The organism is Yersinia rochesterensis (assembly GCF_003600645.1).
GTDB classification, from domain to species: domain Bacteria; phylum Pseudomonadota; class Gammaproteobacteria; order Enterobacterales; family Enterobacteriaceae; genus Yersinia; species Yersinia rochesterensis.
Genome location: NZ_CP032482.1, coordinates 3,621,547 through 3,639,512, shown reverse-complemented (window position 1 = coordinate 3,639,512; position 17,966 = coordinate 3,621,547). Strand labels below are relative to the sequence as shown.

Here is a 17,966-nt window from a genome sequence, read left to right as displayed (position 1 = left end):
TATCTTACCCCCCCCATTAAACTGGAGCGCATCATATAAAATTACGTGTTTATGAGCAAGACAAACAAAATGAGGCAGTATCGGAATTGTAGCGAATTGAATAATTTAATGACCAATATTGAATAAATAGTCATAAAGAAAGGATATTAATTTAATTTTAAAATTAATAGTGTCGTCTAATCTGCGCGTGTCAATATTAGCCTTTTACCTTGCCAATATAATTTCATTTCACTATTTTATCTTTTTTAATTTCATATTTAATTTTACAGGTGACGGTGACGCTTTTCTCAGATACCGGCAGGGAGCTAATAGGTAGCTCTCGCCAAATAGAGAAAATTATCATGGGATTAAGCATCAACGACCAGTCACAAGCTTTCATCGCTGCTAAAGCACTGAACAAATCACAGAGCATGTACAACAAGTCTACCAGCCAATTGTCTACTGGCCTGCGTATCCTGAGTGCCAAAGATGATGCTGCGGGTTCACAAATTGCTGCTGGCCTGAATGCTGCTATCACTGGCCAGAATGTGGCACTGCGTAACAATTCACAAAGCTCCGCGATGCTGGAAGCGGCTAACGGCGCACTGGCCGGTTCCGACGGTATCCTGAACCGGATGAAAGAGCTGGCAACCCAAGCAGCTAACGCCACCAATGGTGCTCAAGACCGTGCCGCGCTGAACGCGGAATTTAAGTCACTGGGCGAAGAATTGAAGTCTACACTGGATAAAACCACCTTTGGTGACGGTACCCTGTTTGCCAGCGGTGGTAAATTAGATGGCAAACTGACTTTCCAGACCGGTGCCAGCGCTACTGATGTGATTGAAATTGACCTTTCAAAAGGCGTGAAAGGTTTGATGGAAACGGTTGCAGGGACTGCAACTATCGGTGATACAGGTGCTACTGCTAATACTATCGAGAAAGTTGTAGGTGATGCAGAAGCCGAGATCGTAACTAAAACTGCGGCTGTCACTACTGCAGAAACAGCGGTTAAAACCGCAGAACAAGCTTTTGACTCGGCATTCATTACCGCAAAGAATACTGCACCCTCTCTTGATAAAGCCGCTTTTGGTAACCAAGGCCATGCGACTGTAGTGTGGGACGCTGCAAACGCAGCGTCTTTAGGTAAAAATGTTGTAGCTAATGTTGCTGCTATTACTAGCCCAAAAGATATCGTTCTTGGCGAAAAGTTAACTAATGACCAAGTTGTCGAATTGGCGGTTGTAGGGCTGGATGCACCGAAAGCGGAACTGGCAGACGCTGAGTCTAAACTGCAAAATATCAAGGATCACGATTCTCGCTATCGTTCTGCCGGTATTGCTTCACTGAATTTGGATGATACTAAAAATGCCCAAGAAGCCATTACTACACTGACCAAAGCCATTGGTAGCTACAGCTCAGTAACCGCGTCTCTGGCGGCAGGTATTAACCGTCTGGGTTATTCCAGCGACAACCTGACCAATATGCGTGATGGGAATATGGCGGCTAAAGATTCAATTATGAATGCTGATGCTGTTGCCGCTTCTACTGCACAAAACACCGCAATGTTGCTGATGAACAGCGGTATTAAAGCGCTGTCCAAAAATACCCAAATGGGTCAGATGGTTGCACAGTTGTTCTAATCATTTTTGTTACTCGAAAATACCGCTGATTATGGCGGTATTTTTTTGGCCGCAATTTGCTTCCCCTTGAGAGTAATAAGGAAGAAACTCTTCCATGATTAAAATAATAGTCATATAAATCAATCAAATAAACATTGGCATGACTATTGCTAAACTGTAGATAGTTGAGGGTATTAACCGCTCTATCCTGAAGTGGGTTGCATAAAAAAATTATCGGGGAAACGCAAATGGGAATTGATGTAGATGCATTGAGCAAACAGGTTACCCAAGATCTGTTCGCCAAAAGAAAAGAAAAGCAACATAAGCTAGAGCAGCAATTAAAAACGCAGCAAACGGCATTGGATAAACAAAAGTCGGGCTTAAGTACTTTTCGTGATGCATTAAAGGATTTAAGTAAAGTCGAAGAAGGTTTACTGAAAAATAAAACCAGCACCAGCATAAAAGAAGTCGCCACGATTAGCGCCAATGAAAAAGCGCTTAAAGGCACTTATTCATTTTTTGTTGAGAAATTAGCTAGTGCTCATCAACTGGCCTATACCGGTCTGACAGATGACAAGGTTAAAACTGAGCAGAATCCACTGGCGTTAACCGTCAATGGTCAATCTTTTAGTGTTGAACTGAAGGGCGTTGATACCCTGACAGATTTGGCTCATGCCGTTAATCACGCTAAGGATAACCCGGGTGTTACTGCCTCAGTGGTGCGCAGTAATGGGCAGAATATTCTGTTACTGACCAGTGATAAGAGCGGTAAGGAGAATGAAATTAAGTTCGATACTCCGCGGCCAGCAATTTTTGTTGCCGGTAATGAGAAGGAACTTTCTTCCGCACAAGATTCTGTGGTGTATATCGGCGATAAAAGCAACAATTTAAAAGTGGAAAGTAGCAGTAACACCCTGGATAAAGTCATTGATGGGGTGACCATTGAGCTGGTTAAAGTGCAAAAGGCGGGTGACCCACTGCTGGAAGTGAAGATTGAAGTCGAACCGGCGCAAACAGAAACGCAAATAAAGAAATTTATTGATGCTTTTAATAGCGCTAAATCTGCGGTCAGTTCAAATAATAATAGCGATTCATTGTCCACCGCGTTAAAGCAAAATTTAAATAGCCTGGTCGGCAAACTCTATGGTGGTAAAACCCTTGGCATGATTGGGGTGTCATTTGATCGTAATGGTGATTTGAAGTTAGACAGCAAAAAATTAACGGAAATACTGAAGACCTCGCCAACACTAATAACTGATTTGATGAGCGGCCCCGATGGGCTAATCAATAAGCTGGATAAAGCGTTAGACCCTTATTTGAATGCCAGTGACGGCTCACTAAAAGTGCGTTCAGAGATGTTGGCAATGCGCAAAACATCACTGGAAAGAACCAAGGAAGGGTTGGAGAACAGTTATGCGCGAGTATTAAAAACCAATTTACTCAAATTCAATCGCCTGAATGAAATGATGGATAAGATGCAAAGCACCATGGATATGTTTGATCAACAGGCGAGATTTTAATGTTATTGGATCAGAATTTTCATGATTACCAGTCAGCGGATATTGGTATTCAAACGGCAGCAGCAACATCACAGCAATTAGTGTTGATTATGTTCAATGGCTTAATGGACGAGTTGGTTCGGGCCAGAGGGCATATTGAGGCTAAACGTTATGAGCATAAAGCCACCAGCATCAATAAATGTATTGATGTATTAAACGCGCTGACCGGTTCATTGGATTTTGCTAATGGCGGGGAGCTGGCCAACAGTACGGCCAGCTTATATAGCCACTGTGTCTATCGGTTGTATGACGCCAGTATCAAAATGTCACTGGAATATATTGATGAAGTGGAAAAGATATTAGCCACTCTACGTTCAGGTTGGGAAGCAAACCAGGAGAGCTAATGAATGATTTATTGTTAATTAATGAATGTATTGCCACCCTGGATTTGGCTATTGGGCAACAAGATTGGGAGCAAATAGAGGCAGTAGATAGCCGCGTGGTTCAGTGGCTGGCCGAGCGCTCTGAGAGTTCGTTCTCATTGGAACAGCAGTCGGCGATGCTGCGCTTAAAGGAAATATATCAGCGGGCCTATGAATATTGTGGTCTGCAAAAGCACCAGCTAAAAGATGAAATAGCCCGTCAGAGAGCAGCGCAAGTAGGTATCACCGCCTACGCCACCATGGCGATTTCCGCTTATGAGGATATGGCGCAACAAGAGGAGGCAAGGTGATCACATTAACGGGTTTTGCTCAGGCGGGTAGTCAACTGGCGGTGGATGTAGGGAATTCGCCCATCGCGGGTAATGCGGAAGAGGGCGGCATTGATCATCTGGCAGGATTTGATGAGGTATTGTCACAAGCATGGGTACCCCATCAACCTATTTCTTTACGGCCATCAGTAGTGATGGATTTGATCACTAAATTTGATGGCAATTTGGGTGCGGATGCTGCGGGCGTGCTGCCGCCGACTGATGAACAGAACCAGCAACTGCTTGATGTATTGCTGCAATTTCATCGGCAGGACACGCCAGTGCAAAGTGTACAACCCACCGTCACTGTGCCTTTTGCACCTGCGGTTGATAGTCATCAAATAGTGGGCCAACCGGCATCAGATAATTCATCACCACTGATGAATCTGCTGAAATTGATTAGCCCGCGATTGGATATTACGGCTCAACCGGCAGTGCCAGTAGGGGAAAGTTTGCTTCTTAACCGGATTATGCCAGAGGGAATCAGTGCGGTTATCCCCACAATTCTGAGTCATATTACTAATAACAGTGCTGAAGTGGCCGCCCCTCGGGTGGAGAGTCAACTGACATTAGTGGCTAACCAGAAAGAGTGGCCGCAACAGTTACATAATGTGCTCGGTGAGCGCCTGCAAATGCAGGTTGAGAATAAGGTACAACATGCCACTATTCGGCTAGACCCACCGGATATGGGTAAGATTGATATCTCAGTGCATATGGAAGGAGGAAAATTACAGGTTCATATCAATGCAAGTCAGGGGGATGTTTATCGGGCATTGCAACAGAGCTGTGCGGAGTTACGGCAAACATTAACCGGGCAAAATAGTGCTGCTGTAGAGGTACAAATATCGGCGAATAGCCAGCAACAGCAACGACAGCAGCAGAACCAACAGGCGCATGCCGATATTTTGGCAGCACGTCATATTGAGGCTCAAGAGAATATGAGCGCCGACGACGGTACGCTCCTCATCACCGTATAAAGGACTATAAATGAACACCCAGAAAAAAACATTTTCAATGAAAGTGTGGGGCTCCCTATTATTAATTGCACTGATTGCCGTAGCGGTAAAATATCATGATGCTATTTGGGATGAATTAAAAAATAAGCCCGTCGCTATCAGTAAATCTTTTGTTCGTGGTAATAAATCAGTTCAGTTTGTTGAAATTAAAAACATGATTATCACGCTGAAAGATACTAAAGCCGAGCGCTACCTACAGTTGGAATTAGGTATGGCAACCGGTGATGATAATGATATTAAGAAAGTTATCGCGATGGTGCCGGTAATTCAATCGGCTACGGTTAATTTACTTTCAAATATGGATTATCAAGCAGTGCGTAATACGTCCATTGTTGATTTGCGTCGTCAGTTGATGAATGAATATAAAAAAGATTTTGAAAAATTAAATGAGCCAATGCCATTTGATGATGTGGTAATTAGCCGAATGGTCTTCCAATAATCAATATGGCAATAATAGATACTAATGATAATTTAGCACTGACTCCTGCAGAGGAAGGGAAATATCTGGAAGCGTATTTGCCGCTGGTAAAACGTATTGTCAGACAACTTTCATTTCAAGCAGACAGTGTTATCGGCAAGGAGGATATGCAGCAAATTGCATTGATGGGGCTATTAGAGGCATTACGCCGCTATGGTCACCCTGATGGGCAATTTGCTGCCTATGCTGTCCATCGAATTCGTGGTGCGGTGCTGGATCAATTGCGAGAACATGACTGGCGGCCGCGCCGGTTAAGGCAAAAAACGCACAAGACTAATGAGGCAATACGACAATTGGCCAAGCGATTGGGCCATGAACCGAGCTTTGAGGAAATAGCGGCCGAGCTGCAACTAACAGCGGAGGAATATCAAGAATACCTGCTTTTGGAAAGTGCCAGCGGCATGGAGAGTTTGGACGAAATACTGTCATTAGACACGCCGACTGATGCGTTACAGAGCAGAGAGTTAGAAGAAAGTATTATTATTGAAGATAATCTGAACCATGCTATTGCGTCACTTGAGAAGCGAGAGCAAATGATTCTGCATCTTTATTATCAACAAGAAATGAGTATGAAAGAGATTGCTCAGGTCTTAGATCTCACTGAAGCACGAATTTGTCAGCTAAATAAAAAACTAGTTCAAAAAATTAAATCATTTTTTTAAATTATCGAGGGTGTTATGCAGAAATTATTTGGTCTGCTGGTCATTATGATCTGTGTGATTGGCGGCTATATTATGTCAGGCGGAATATTATCTTCCTTCTGGCAGCCTGGGGAAATCATTATTATTTTTGGTTCCGGAATTGGTGCCATGATATTGGCGAATCCAGGTTATGTATTAAAAGAAATGTGGTATCAAATTGTTGCAGTAACACGCAAAAGTGAATATACCGCTGAGTTTCAGAAACAATTATTAATGCTGCTCTATGAATTGTTGGAAATGGTCGACGAAGGGGGATTGAAACGTCTTGATGAACATATTGAAGTTCCGGCGAATAGCCCGTTATTCCAGCGCTATCCGCTTATTTTACATGATCATCATTTAGTGACTTTTATCTCCGATAATTTCCGCTTAATGGCGATGGGGAAAATTAACCAATACGAACTGGAAGGAATCTTACAGCAGGAGTTATCCGCTGTAGAAGATGAACTGCTGGTTCCCTCGCGATCCTTCCACCGCACCGCAGAAGCCATGCCCGGCTTTGGTATTTGTGCTGCGGTATTAGGCATTATTATCACCATGCAGTCGATTGATGGTTCGATTGCACTGATTGGTATCAAAGTGGCGGCGGCTTTGATTGGCACCTTCCTCGGGGTGTTTATCTGTTATTGCCTGATGGACCCGATGGCTAATGCCATGGAGCAAGAGATGAAAAAGAAGCTGGCATTCTTTGAATGTGTGCGCATAGTGCTGGTCAGTCATGTGGCGGGTAAACCTTCGTTACTGTCGGTGGATGCAGGTCGCAAGATGCTGCCACTGGACAGCAAACCCACCTTTGCCACCTTGGATTCCTGGGTTAACCAGCTGATAATGGCAGGCGCGTAAAATGAGAAGTCATGCCAAAGGCGGGCAAACCACCATAATTAGACGCGCACCCAGAAAAAAACACAGTGGCGGGCATTCTGGCGCATGGAAAGTGGCTTTTGCCGACTTTACCTTAGCGATGATGGCGCTGTTTATGGTGCTATGGATTGTCGGAGTGGTATCGGAGGAAGAGCGGCAAGAAATTGTCGCGCAACTGAATGGGCAAACCATCTTTTCGCAGCAATCCTTTATTTCTATTCCCTCTAAAAGCAAAAGTGGCGGCGGCAAGTTCTCTAACAGCATTGATGGCAAGGAACAAGCGAAAGAAATCAAAAGCAATCTGGCCGTTGAAGTGCCGGATCCAGAACAGTCTCTGGAAGATGTGGTGGATAAATCACGTAAAGAAATGGAAGAGTTATCCCGCATCATTATGCAAATTACATCCGCCTACGATGCGCAATCCAACTTGCAAATGGAGGTGGTGCCACAAGGGCTGCGTATTTTGATTCAGGATGATAAACAGCGCGATATGTTCCAGCGCAGCAGTGCAGTACTGACCCCATTCTTTGGCCGTTTACTGGCTGAGTTGGCGCCGGCATTTAATGAAATGGACAATAAAATCATTATTACCGGGCATACCGATGCTTCCCGCTATCGTGACCAAGTGATGTACAACAACTGGAATCTTTCTGGTGAGCGGGCGTTGATGGCCCATAAGGCGTTAGTAAAAGGTGGGTTAACTGAGGGGCGAGTATTACAAATTAACGCAATGGCAGATCAGATGCTACTGGACCCGGCTGAACCCCTTGCGGCAAAAAACCGCCGTATTGAAATTATGGTATTAACCAAAACGGCTTCAGACACCTTATATCAATTCTTTGGGAACCACGGAGAGAATGTAGTGAAGCCTGCCGCAAAGAAAGCGGGCTAGTTATGTTCTTTTTTTCACCGTCCAGCTTACCCTCGAGCTTTTAGGGCTGGGCGGTGTTTTTTTACATTATGCCCGTCATGCTACAAGCTGCATGCGTTTGCTATCAAGCCCTTCCATGGGCCTCGCCTCTTCGCGGCGGCTGCAAGCAGCACTTAAATTTGCTTACAGCGCTAAATGTTAATAAAGCAGCACCCAAACACGGCGTTTGGGCGGCAAAAATTAGCGCGGTGTGACAGTGACAGTATTACCATGGGTTGCAATGGTGACTCGTTGCCCCGGTTGGAACTGAGTCACACCTTGAGCCTGAACCACCAGGAAGGTGGTTCCGTTATCACGGCGAACTTCCAATTCAACTCCGCTACTGCGGTTCATCATGCTCTGCACTTGTTGGCCGACAACACCACCGGCAACAGCACCCGCAGCAGTACCGAGACGCCGACCTGTCCCGCCACCTATCGTATTACCGAGGAAGCCACCGACAACAGCCCCACCGACAGCACCGGCGACGTTATTCCCATCACCGCCCTGAATAGTCACCGGGCGCACAGAAACCAGAGTACCGTAAGTGACGGTTTGAGCCTGTCCAGCCTGAGAGCTGCTGAACGTATCGCCCGAAAGGGTGTTATTATTTGCGCAACCACTGAGTGTGGCGACGGCGATAGCAACAACAATGAATGGTTTTATCATATAGACCCCTTTTAGCGCATAACCGGTTGAATATTGACCGACAAATGAATCATAGCACGAGTTATTTACCAAAAGTTTGATTTATATACAAAAGATGCAATTAATTCACATTGGTCGTTTTTTAAACATTATGCTGGGCTGATCCATTTTGTAACATTAATGTTTGCCGATTTAGAGGGGGAAAAAATAACTTTAAACCCTTAAAATTAATGAAATTGATAAAAATCTTATTGTTATCTGACTTAATAATGATAAGTTTTTTTCGCAGTATTATTCATTATTAATTGTGCTTTATGGTTTATATTTACGTCTTTTTTTTGTTTCGTTTTTATATGATATGAAATTTTAATTTTCAGTTAACTAACTAAAATAACTGATATTTAATTAAAGTTACTGGGGTTGGTTTCATTGTTGGGTTAATGATATTCAATTCCATCTGCATTCACTAAACCTCCTCCTGACAGATTTTCTATTTCGTGGCAAATGAAATGTTTTGCTGAAACGGTTTTAGTTCACAGATATTTCCCTCGCATTAATTCAATCAATTTCCATTGATAGAGATCAACTTAATTAAAGTTACAGAGTTACAAACTATTAACAGAAAACCATGTTTTTTATAAGGGTATGCCCGTCATCAATATCGGGTATGTAAACAATAGAATAATAATGACAGGGGAAAAAAACATGCTTTCCCAGCATGGCGTTAACCGTCGTGATTTTATGAAGCTTTGTGCCGCATTGGCGGCCACCATGGGGCTCAGCAGCAAGGCTGCCGCTGAAATTGCCAGCACCGTCAGTTCCCCCCAGCGCCCGCCGGTTATCTGGATTGGTGCTCAGGAATGTACTGGCTGTACCGAATCACTGTTACGTTCCACTCACCCGACCATTGAAAACCTGCTGTTGAGTGTTATTTCAATGGAGTATCACGAAGTGCTCTCTGCGGCATTTGGTGAGCAAGCGGAGGAGAATAAACATCGGGCCATCGAACAGTACAAAGGGAAATATGTGCTGGTGGTGGATGGGTCGATTCCACTGAAAGACGGTGGGATTTACTGCATGGTGGCGGGTAAACCTATTGTCGAGCATATCCGCGAAGCCGCGGAACATGCGGCGGCCATAATTGCCATTGGTTCGTGCTCCGCTTGGGGGGGCGTTCCCGCGACGGGGGGCAACCCGACCGGTGCGGTGAGTTTGCAAGCGGCGCTGCCGGGCAAAACCGTGATTAATATTCCTGGCTGCCCGCCTAATCCTCATAACTTCCTGGCGACAGTGGCCCATATCATTACTTTCGGGCGGCCGCCCGCACTGGATAGCAAAAATCGCCCGACTTTTGCTTATGGCCGTTTAATCCATGAAAACTGCGAGCGCCGTCCACACTTCGATGCTGGCCGTTTTGCCCGTCAATTTGGCGACGAAGGGCATCGTCAAGGTTTTTGCCTTTATCACCTGGGTTGCAAAGGGCCGGAAACCTACGGCAACTGCCCGACACTGGAATTCTGCGATGTTGGCGGTGGCATCTGGCCGGTTGGTATTGGGCACCCTTGCTATGGCTGTAATGAGGAGGGAATCGGGTTTACTAAAGGTATTGCCCAATTGGCGAATGTCGAGAACCCAACACCGCGTGCTGAGAAACCGCTGATTAATAACCCTGAGGGCGGCGAAATTTCGACCACCGCCACGGCATTGCTGGGCGGCGTGGTGGGGTTGGTCGCCGGTGTTAGCCTGATGACAGTGCGTGAACTGGGGCGGCAACAGAAACAGCGCCGCAAAGATGACGATCACTCATCGCGGGAGGAATAGCCGTGAACCGACGTCACTTTTTCAAATTAGCGTCCGGCGGTGTGCTGTTGGCGGGGCTTTCGCCCAGCACCCAAGCCGAGGTGCAAAATCGGCCGCCGATCCCCGGTGCGCTGAGCATGTTGTATGACTCGACATTATGTGTTGGCTGTCAGGCCTGTGTGAGCAAATGCCAGCAGGTCAATCATAGTGAATTATTTGATCACGGTAAAAGCTATGCCAGCGGTGACGCCCTTTGGGCGGATAATGACAAACTCAGCCCCTATACCAACAATATTATTCAGGTCTGGACTAGCGGCGCGGGAATTCATAAAGATCAATTGGAAGACGGCTACGCCTATATCAAAAAGCAATGCATGCATTGTGTTGATCCGAATTGTGTTTCTGTTTGTCCGGTCAGTGCGCTGCGCAAAGATGCCAAAACCGGCATTGTTCACTATAACCCGGATGTCTGCACTGGCTGCCGCTACTGCATGGTCGGGTGCCCGTTCAATGTGCCGAAATACGATTATCACAATCCCTTTGGCAAGATTCATAAATGTGAATTATGCAATCAGAAAGGTGTCGAGCGGCTGGATAAAGGCGGCTTACCCGGCTGTGTCGAGGTGTGCCCGACCGGTGCGGTGATCTTCGGCACTCGTGAAGAATTGCTGTCAGAAGCACAACGTCGGCTGACTCTCAAACCGGGCGAAAACACCCTTTTCCCACGGCAAACACTCAGCGCCAATGACACCTACGAACATCCGGTCGCTCATTATGACCACCATGTTTACGGTGAGAAAGAGGGCGGCGGCACCCAGGTATTGGTGCTGACGGGGATTCCGGCCGAGAAACTGGATTTGCCGCCGTTGGCAGACTTGGCGACCGGCGCGCGCTCTGAGCATGTCCAGCACACCCTGTACAAGGGCATGATCTTGCCACTGGCGGTGTTGGCCGGTGTCACTGCTTTGGTGCATCGCAATACCCGCGATGAGCGCAAAGACCATGATACTGACCCGCACGATAAAAAGGACGGCCAAGATGACGATGCATAAATCCAGCCCATTGGGTGGGCGGCTGGTCAGTTGGCCGGTGATGCTGTTAGCGCCTTTTGTGGTGCTGTGCGCGCTGTTGATTGTCAAACGTTTGGTACTCGGGCTGGGGTCAGTCAGTGATTTGAATGGCGGCTTCCCATGGGGCATCTGGATTGCTTTCGACTTACTGGTCGGCACCGGGTTGGCCTGTGGTGGCTGGGCATTGGCGTGGGCAGTTTATGTGTTCAATCGGGGGGAATATCACCCGCTGGTGCGCCCGGCGCTGCTCGCCAGTTTGTTTGGTTACGCGCTCGGTGGCCTTTCCATCACCATCGACGTGGGCCGCTATTGGAACTTGCCTTACTTCTTTATTCCCGGCCATTTCAATGTCAACTCGGTGCTATTCGAAACCGCCGTCTGTATGACCATTTACATCGGCGTGATGGCGGTAGAGTTTGCCCCGGCGCTGTTTGAGCGGCTGGGCTGGAAAATCTCACTTAAGCGGCTGAACAAAGTGATGTTTTTTGTCATCGCGCTCGGTGCGTTGCTGCCGACCATGCACCAGTCTTCCATGGGTTCATTGATGATAGCCGCCGGGGCTAAGATTCATCCGCTGTGGCAAAGTTATGAAATGTTGCCGCTGTTCTCCCTGCTAACCGCCGCCATTTTGGGTTTCTCGATTGTTATTTTCGAAGGCTCTTTGGTACAGGCCGGACTGCGCGGGCGCGGGGCAAATGAAGCGCCATTGTTCACGCGATTAACCACCATTATCGACGTGTTCTTGCTGCTGTTTATTCTACTGCGTCTCGGTGAAGTTATCGTGCGCCATAAGACAGAATATCTGTGGCACTTTGACCGCTATGCCATTGCTTTCTGGGCTGAAATTGTCCTGATGGCTTTGCCGCTACTGATTTTCCGTATTCGGCGGGCCAGAGAAGACAGCCGATTACTGTTTATCGGCGCGCTGTGCATGATCGGCGGCGGGGCGCTATGGCGGCTTAATTACTCGTTGTTGGCCTTTAACCCCGGCGGCGGCTACAACTACTTCCCCACCACCAGTGAAATCCTGATCTCCATCGGCTTCGTCGCCATTGAGGTCTGCGCCTACATTTTATTGATTCGGCTGTTGCCGGTGCTTCCTGCTCACGGCCAGTTACATAAGAATAATCAGACAGAGGTAAAGCATGAGCCAACGCATCACCATTGATCCCGTCACCCGCATTGAGGGGCACCTGCGGATCGACTGCGAAATTGAGGACGGCAAGGTCATTAAAGCCTGGTCCTCCGGCACCATGTGGCGTGGCATGGAAGAAATTTTACAAGGTAATGATCCGCGCGATGCCTGGATGATTGTGCAGCGCATTTGCGGCGTATGCACCACTATTCACGCCATTGCTTCGGTACGGGCGGTGGAAAATGCATTAGGGATGGAAGTGCCGGTTAATGCTCAGCATATCCGCAATTTGATTCTGGCCGCGCACAGTATTCATGACCATATTGTTCATTTTTATCAACTATCTGCGTTGGATTGGGTGGATGTGACCTCGGCGCTGCAAGCCTCACCACAAAAGGCGGCAGCCATGCTGAGTGGCTTGTCCAGTTGGCCGTTGAACAGCGCGGAAGAATTCACCCGTGTGCAGCAGAAAATCAAAGATTTGGTCGCCAGCGGGCAGTTAGGTATTTTTGCTAATGGCTACTGGGGCCATCCGGCGATGGCATTGCCGCCAGAGGTCAATCTGATTGCGGTGGCGCATTATCTGCAAGCACTGGAATGCCAGCGCGATGCCAACCGCATTGTGGCGGTGCTCGGCGGAAAAACGCCGCATATTCAGAACCTTGCTGTGGGGGGGGTTGCCAACCCAATCAATCTGGATATGCCCAGTGTGCTCAATCTGGAGCGCCTAATGTTGGTGAAATCCTTTATTGACCGGCTGGGCAGCTTTATTGAGCAGGTTTATAAGGTCGATACCGCGGTGATCGCCGCCCACTATCCGGGTTGGCTCAATCTGGGCAAAGGGGCGGATGACTACCTCAGCGTGCCGGAGTTGCCGACTGACCGCAAAGGGGAAACCTTCCTGCTGCCGGGCGGCTATCTGGAAAACGGCAGCTTCCGCCCGATTGCTAATCACAACGATCCTTACTTGATCAAAGGCATTGCCGAGAGCGGCAAGCATGCTTGGTATCAGGACGACGAGCCGCTGGCCCCGTGGGAGGGCAAAACCAACCCCAATTACACCGGCTGGCAGGAAGATGGCAAATATTCGTGGGTAAAAGCGCCGACTTTCTATGGCAAAACCGTGGAAGTGGGGCCGCTGGCGTGGTTAATGTGCGGCTTGGCCGCCGGACACGCTCCGACTAAACAGCATTTCAGTGATATCGGCGCGGCTTACCAAAAACTGAGCGGGCAGGCCATTACTCCCGAACAGTTACCATCCACTCTGGGGCGTATTATTGGCCGTGCGGTGCATTGCTGTGTGCTGCATGAAACCTTGGCCCAACAATGGACTGCGTTGGTCACTAATATCGGCACCGGTGACGTCGAAACCTTTATCAAGCCGGATATTCCGCTAACCGGCGAGATCCGTGGTGTCGGCTTTGAAGAAGCCCCGCGCGGCATGTTGTCGCACTGGGTGGTTATCAAGGATGGCAAAATCGCTAACTATCAGGCGGTGGTGCCATCGACATGGAACGCCGGGCCGCGCAATTATAATGATGAACCGGGGCCTTACGAGCAAGCGCTGGTGGGAACACCGGTTGCTGATCCTGCCAAACCACTTGAAGTGGTGCGGACCATTCACTCATTCGACCCGTGTATGTCTTGTGCAGTACATATTGTTGATACAACGGGCAACGAAGTGACCAAAGTCAAGGTGCTGTGATGGGGATTTTGGTATTAGGTATAGGTAATTTATTACTCAGCGATGAAGCTGTCGGTGTGCGAATTGTCGAAGCGCTGGAGCAGCGCTTTCACATCCCGCCGGGGGTTGAGGTGCTGGATGGCGGAACCGCCGGTCTGGAATTGATGGAAGCTATGGCCAATCGTGAGCATTTGATTGTGGCCGATGCGGTGCTGACTGGGCAGCCACCGGGCAGTGTCGCGGTATTGCGCGATAAAGAAATACCGGCGATGTTTAGCCGCAAAGTATCGCCACATCAGTTAGGGCTATGTGATGTGCTGATGGCGCTGCAATTGACTGATGAGTTCCCGCGCCAGCTGACCTTGGTGGGGGTGGTGCCCGAATCATTGGCTCCGAATATTGGTCTGACCCCGACGGTCACTCGGGCCATTGAACCGGCGCTGGAACAGATTCTGGCAGCATTACGCAGCAGCGGGATTACCCTCAAAGCGCGAGAAGAAAGTCATGTCTGATGTCATTGCGGGCCATGAACAAAACCCAGCTGCATTGCTGGAACAGGTATTCGGCCAAGTGGCGGCCGATGAAATGCGCGGCTTGCCATTTTATCGTGACCATATTCCGCTGCGGGCTTGTGGATTCCAGTTATTTGAGCAGCAATGGATTGGCGCGTTATTGACCCCGTGGATGCTGAGTTTGGTGGTATTGCCGGGGCCGCAGCAGAGTTGGAAACGCCGCGCAGTGGGTGAGCGGCTGGTGCTGGCATTACCTTGCGGCGCAATGGGTTTTACCGTCAGCGAAATTGCCGGTTGCGGGCAGTATCTAAGCCGCTCATTGATGTCGCCACTGGACACCGCGCTCAGTGCCGAACGGGCATTGCTGTTGACGGAGCAGAGTGCGCGCATGGCGCTTTCACTGCCGGTGGTGAATGCTGATGCGCCCGCTAATCCCCGGCGGCGGGCCTTGTTTAACAAAGTTAGCCAAATAAAGAATCAGCATGCATGAAATCAGTTTGTGTCTCAGTACGCTGGAGCTAATTGAAAAACAGGCGCGGCTTAACAGCGCCTCACGGATAACCGCGGTCTGGCTGGAAATTGGCGCGCTTTCCTGTATTGAGGAAAGCGCTTTGCGCTTTAGCTTTGATGCCGCCAGCCGGCAGACACTGGCAGAAAATTGTCAATTGCATCTCAGCTACCTACCCGCAGTGGCCTGGTGCTGGGAGTGCAGCAAGAGTGTTGCCATTGACCGGCATGATGCCGGGTGCCCGCATTGTGGCAGTCATGCTCTGCAAGTAGAGAGTGGCAGCAATTTGCAGGTAAAACAGATAGAAGTGGAATAATCCTGAAGGAGTGAATTCCTATGTGTACGACTTGTGGTTGCGCCAGCGGCGAGAGAAAGATCGAGGGCGACGACAATCATCAACATGATGATCACCACCACGACCACCATGACGGTCATCACCATCATCATGACGGTCACCATGATCAGCACCAGCATGAGCATCACAAAACAGCGGCCCCGACGCAAAAGATTCAGCATAAACATAAACACAAATATGTTGCCAAGGGGACACAGCCGGTGATTGTTCATCACCATTATTATTACCATCAGGGTGATGTTCACCATCACTATCACGGTAAAGCGCCGGAGCCGATGGTGGCCACGGAACCGTCAGACACTGACGCGCCCGCCGCAGAGCCCTTCACGCCGCAAGTTCATGCTGACAAGCTGGGGCTGCATTATGGGCAGGGTGAAGCCGGTAGCCATGCACCGGGCATGGGGCAGCGCCGCTTGTTGCAAATCGAGCTGGACGTCCTGAGCAAAAACAATCAGTTAGCCAGTCATAATCGTGAGCATTTTGTCGAGCAACATATTTTGGCGCTGAATTTGGTTTCCAGCCCCGGCTCTGGCAAAACCACCTTGTTAACCACCACCCTGCAACTGCTGGCCGGGCAAGTGCCCTGCGCGGTGATTGAAGGTGATCAGCAAACTACTCATGATGCCGAACGTATTCGCGCCACCGGTGTGCCAGCGATTCAGGTCAATACCGGCAAAGGCTGCCATCTGGATGCGCAGATGGTTCATGATGCCGCGCACCGCTTGAATCTGAGCAATGACAGCCTGCTATTCATTGAAAACGTTGGGAATTTAGTGTGTCCCGCCAGCTTTGATCTTGGCGAACGTCATAAAGTGGCGGTGCTTTCGGTGACGGAAGGTGAAGATAAACCGCTGAAATACCCTCATATGTTTGCCGCCTCCACCCTAATGATTATCAATAAAATCGACCTGCTGCCGTACCTGGATTTTGATATCGAACAGTGCATTCATTATGCCCGTCAGGTGAATCCTGAAATTCAGGTCATTGCGCTGTCGGCCAGCAGCGGCGAGGGGATGGATTTGTGGCTGGAATGGCTGGAGGCGCAGCGATGTGCTTAGGCGTACCCGGCAAAATAGTGGCGGTGGGAGAAGATATCCACCAACTGGCATGGGTAGAAGTGAGCGGCGTAAAACGCGAAATCAATATCGCGTTGGTGTGCGACACATCACCGGCTGACTTGCTCGGCCAATGGGTATTGGTGCATGTCGGGTTCGCCATGAGCTTGCTTGATGAAGATGAAGCCCAGCAAACACTGGCGGCATTAGCGCATATGCAGGCGGTTGGGCTGGATTTGGATGATATCGCCAGTGGGGCCAATGATGCGCTACGTTGATGAATTCCGTGATCCGGCGCTGGTCAGCGCATTATTGCAACGGATCGAAAACTTACTGCCGCAACTTGTGGATCAACAGCGTTTGCCGCTACAAATTATGGAAGTGTGCGGCGGTCACACGCATGCGATCTTCAAATTCGGTTTGGATCAATTGCTACCGGAGGGGCTGGAGTTTGTCCATGGGCCGGGTTGCCCGGTGTGCGTGTTGCCGATGGGCCGCATTGACAGTTGTCTGGAGATTGCCGCCCATCCAGCGGTGATTTTCTGTACTTACGGCGACGCCATGCGGGTGCCGGGGCGCAATGGCTCAATGTTGGATGCCAAGCGGCGCGGTGCCGATATTCGGGTGGTTTACTCGCCACTGGATGCCCTGACTCTCGCGCAGCAGCATCCGGATCGCGAAGTGGTGTTTTTCGGCCTCGGTTTTGAAACCACCATGCCCGCCACTGCCCTAACGTTGCAACAAGCCAAACGGCTGGGCCTAACCAATTTCACCGTATTCTGCCAGCACATCACCATCATTCCTACCTTGCGCAGCCTGCTACAACAGCCGGATGTGCGCATTGACGGTTTCCTCGCGCCCGGCCATGTCAGCATGGTGATTGGCACCACGCCGTACGGTTTTATTTGCAGCCAATTCAATAAGCCGCTGGTGGTCACCGGCTTTGAACCGCTGGATATTTTACAAGGGTTGGTGATGCTGCTGGAGCAGAGGGTCAGTGGGCGTTGTGCGGTGGAAAATCAATATCGGCGCATTGTACCCGACAACGGCAACCTGCTAGCGCAACAAGCGCTGGCCGAGGTATTTGTAACCAAAGAGCGCAGTGAGTGGCGCGGGTTGGGTGAAATAGCCGATTCTGGAGTGCAACTTAGCCCGGCTTATCAGGCGTTTGATGCGGAGCGGCGTTTCACCCCGCAGCAACAGCGAGTGGCGGATGATCCGCGATCCCGTTGCGGCGATGTGCTGACCGGGCGTTGTAAACCGGATCAATGCCCTCTGTTTGGTGGCGAATGCACGCCAGATAATGCATTCGGCGCGCTGATGGTTTCCTCCGAAGGAGCTTGCGCCGCCTACCATCAATATAAATAGCCTTTCGTACTTGAAGC

20 protein-coding genes are annotated in these 17,966 nt (G+C 49.1%); 19 read left to right on the top strand and 1 reads right to left on the bottom strand.

Features of this window, described 5'->3' with window-relative positions; genetic code table 11:
• Positions 1-341 precede the first annotated feature (341 nt).
• The 9 genes from DXZ79_RS16880 to lafU all read left to right on the top strand — a co-directional run bounded on the left by DXZ79_RS16880 (position 342) and on the right by lafU (position 7,796).
• Positions 342-1,619, top strand: a complete 1,278-nt coding sequence (locus DXZ79_RS16880) for a flagellin N-terminal helical domain-containing protein (protein ID WP_050291939.1) — start codon at positions 342-344, stop codon at positions 1,617-1,619.
• A gap of 227 nt (positions 1,620-1,846) precedes the next feature.
• Positions 1,847-3,118, top strand: coding sequence for a flagellar filament capping protein FliD (gene fliD / locus DXZ79_RS16875; protein WP_120011475.1), 1,272 nt, complete (start codon positions 1,847-1,849; stop codon positions 3,116-3,118).
• Positions 3,118-3,501, top strand: a complete 384-nt coding sequence (fliS, locus tag DXZ79_RS16870) for a flagellar export chaperone FliS (RefSeq protein WP_120011474.1) — start codon at positions 3,118-3,120, stop codon at positions 3,499-3,501. The genes fliD and fliS overlap by 1 nt, the downstream gene beginning before the upstream one ends.
• Positions 3,501-3,830 (top strand): hypothetical protein, encoded by a 330-nt coding sequence (locus tag DXZ79_RS16865; RefSeq protein WP_050291936.1) that lies wholly within the window; start codon positions 3,501-3,503, stop codon positions 3,828-3,830. The genes fliS and DXZ79_RS16865 overlap by 1 nt, the downstream gene beginning before the upstream one ends.
• A complete protein-coding gene (locus DXZ79_RS16860; RefSeq protein WP_120011473.1) occupies positions 3,827-4,825 on the top strand; it encodes a flagellar hook-length control protein FliK in 999 nt (332 codons plus the stop codon). Before DXZ79_RS16865 ends, DXZ79_RS16860 begins: the two co-directional genes overlap by 4 nt.
• Before the next feature lie 10 nt (positions 4,826-4,835).
• Positions 4,836-5,303, top strand: coding sequence for a flagellar basal body-associated FliL family protein (locus DXZ79_RS16855; protein WP_120011472.1), 468 nt, complete (start codon positions 4,836-4,838; stop codon positions 5,301-5,303).
• Positions 5,304-5,308: 5 nt separating this feature from the next.
• On the top strand, positions 5,309-6,004 hold the full coding sequence (locus tag DXZ79_RS16850) for a FliA/WhiG family RNA polymerase sigma factor (RefSeq protein WP_120011471.1): 696 nt from the start codon (positions 5,309-5,311) through the stop codon (positions 6,002-6,004).
• Between the two features lie 15 nt (positions 6,005-6,019).
• A complete protein-coding gene (motA, locus tag DXZ79_RS16845; RefSeq protein ID WP_038639202.1) occupies positions 6,020-6,886 on the top strand; it encodes a flagellar motor stator protein MotA in 867 nt (288 codons plus the stop codon).
• A 1-nt stretch (position 6,887) separates the two neighbouring features.
• Entirely contained in the window at positions 6,888-7,796 is a 909-nt protein-coding gene (gene lafU / locus DXZ79_RS16840) for a putative lateral flagellar export/assembly protein LafU (RefSeq protein ID WP_038639205.1), read from the top strand.
• Between the two features lie 219 nt (positions 7,797-8,015).
• On the opposite strand, the gene DXZ79_RS16835 is transcribed toward lafU, so the two are convergent.
• Positions 8,016-8,483 carry an outer membrane lipoprotein gene (locus tag DXZ79_RS16835; RefSeq protein WP_032819574.1) on the bottom strand — a complete coding sequence of 156 codons (468 nt, stop codon included), beginning with the start codon at positions 8,481-8,483 and terminating at the stop codon, positions 8,016-8,018.
• A gap of 666 nt (positions 8,484-9,149) precedes the next feature.
• Here DXZ79_RS16835 and hybO point away from each other — a divergent pair.
• The 10 genes from hybO to hypD are packed head-to-tail and all read left to right on the top strand — an operon-like array spanning position 9,150 to position 17,949.
• Positions 9,150-10,283 carry a hydrogenase 2 small subunit gene (gene hybO, locus DXZ79_RS16830; RefSeq protein ID WP_072089171.1) on the top strand — a complete coding sequence of 378 codons (1,134 nt, stop codon included), beginning with the start codon at positions 9,150-9,152 and terminating at the stop codon, positions 10,281-10,283.
• 2 nt (positions 10,284-10,285) lie between these two features.
• Positions 10,286-11,314 carry a hydrogenase 2 operon protein HybA gene (hybA, locus tag DXZ79_RS16825; protein WP_038639211.1) on the top strand — a complete coding sequence of 343 codons (1,029 nt, stop codon included), beginning with the start codon at positions 10,286-10,288 and terminating at the stop codon, positions 11,312-11,314.
• On the top strand, positions 11,301-12,500 hold the full coding sequence (hybB, locus tag DXZ79_RS16820; protein ID WP_038639214.1) for a Ni/Fe-hydrogenase cytochrome b subunit: 1,200 nt from the start codon (positions 11,301-11,303) through the stop codon (positions 12,498-12,500). Before hybA ends, hybB begins: the two co-directional genes overlap by 14 nt.
• Positions 12,478-14,172: a hydrogenase 2 large subunit gene (gene hybC / locus DXZ79_RS16815; RefSeq protein WP_038639217.1), complete on the top strand. Its 1,695-nt coding sequence runs from the start codon at positions 12,478-12,480 to the stop codon at positions 14,170-14,172. The genes hybB and hybC overlap by 23 nt, the downstream gene beginning before the upstream one ends.
• Entirely contained in the window at positions 14,172-14,663 is a 492-nt protein-coding gene (locus DXZ79_RS16810) for a HyaD/HybD family hydrogenase maturation endopeptidase (protein ID WP_038639219.1), read from the top strand. Before hybC ends, DXZ79_RS16810 begins: the two co-directional genes overlap by 1 nt.
• Positions 14,656-15,153: a hydrogenase-2 assembly chaperone gene (gene hybE / locus DXZ79_RS16805; protein WP_120011470.1), complete on the top strand. Its 498-nt coding sequence runs from the start codon at positions 14,656-14,658 to the stop codon at positions 15,151-15,153. The genes DXZ79_RS16810 and hybE overlap by 8 nt, the downstream gene beginning before the upstream one ends.
• Positions 15,146-15,487 carry a hydrogenase maturation nickel metallochaperone HypA gene (gene hypA / locus DXZ79_RS16800; RefSeq protein ID WP_038639226.1) on the top strand — a complete coding sequence of 114 codons (342 nt, stop codon included), beginning with the start codon at positions 15,146-15,148 and terminating at the stop codon, positions 15,485-15,487. The genes hybE and hypA overlap by 8 nt, the downstream gene beginning before the upstream one ends.
• Before the next feature lie 20 nt (positions 15,488-15,507).
• Positions 15,508-16,584 carry a hydrogenase nickel incorporation protein HypB gene (gene hypB / locus DXZ79_RS16795; RefSeq protein ID WP_038639229.1) on the top strand — a complete coding sequence of 359 codons (1,077 nt, stop codon included), beginning with the start codon at positions 15,508-15,510 and terminating at the stop codon, positions 16,582-16,584.
• On the top strand, positions 16,575-16,859 hold the full coding sequence (hybG, locus tag DXZ79_RS16790) for a hydrogenase maturation factor HybG (protein WP_038639232.1): 285 nt from the start codon (positions 16,575-16,577) through the stop codon (positions 16,857-16,859). Before hypB ends, hybG begins: the two co-directional genes overlap by 10 nt.
• Positions 16,846-17,949, top strand: coding sequence for a hydrogenase formation protein HypD (gene hypD, locus DXZ79_RS16785; protein WP_120011469.1), 1,104 nt, complete (start codon positions 16,846-16,848; stop codon positions 17,947-17,949). The genes hybG and hypD overlap by 14 nt, the downstream gene beginning before the upstream one ends.
• Positions 17,950-17,966: the final 17 nt, after the last annotated feature.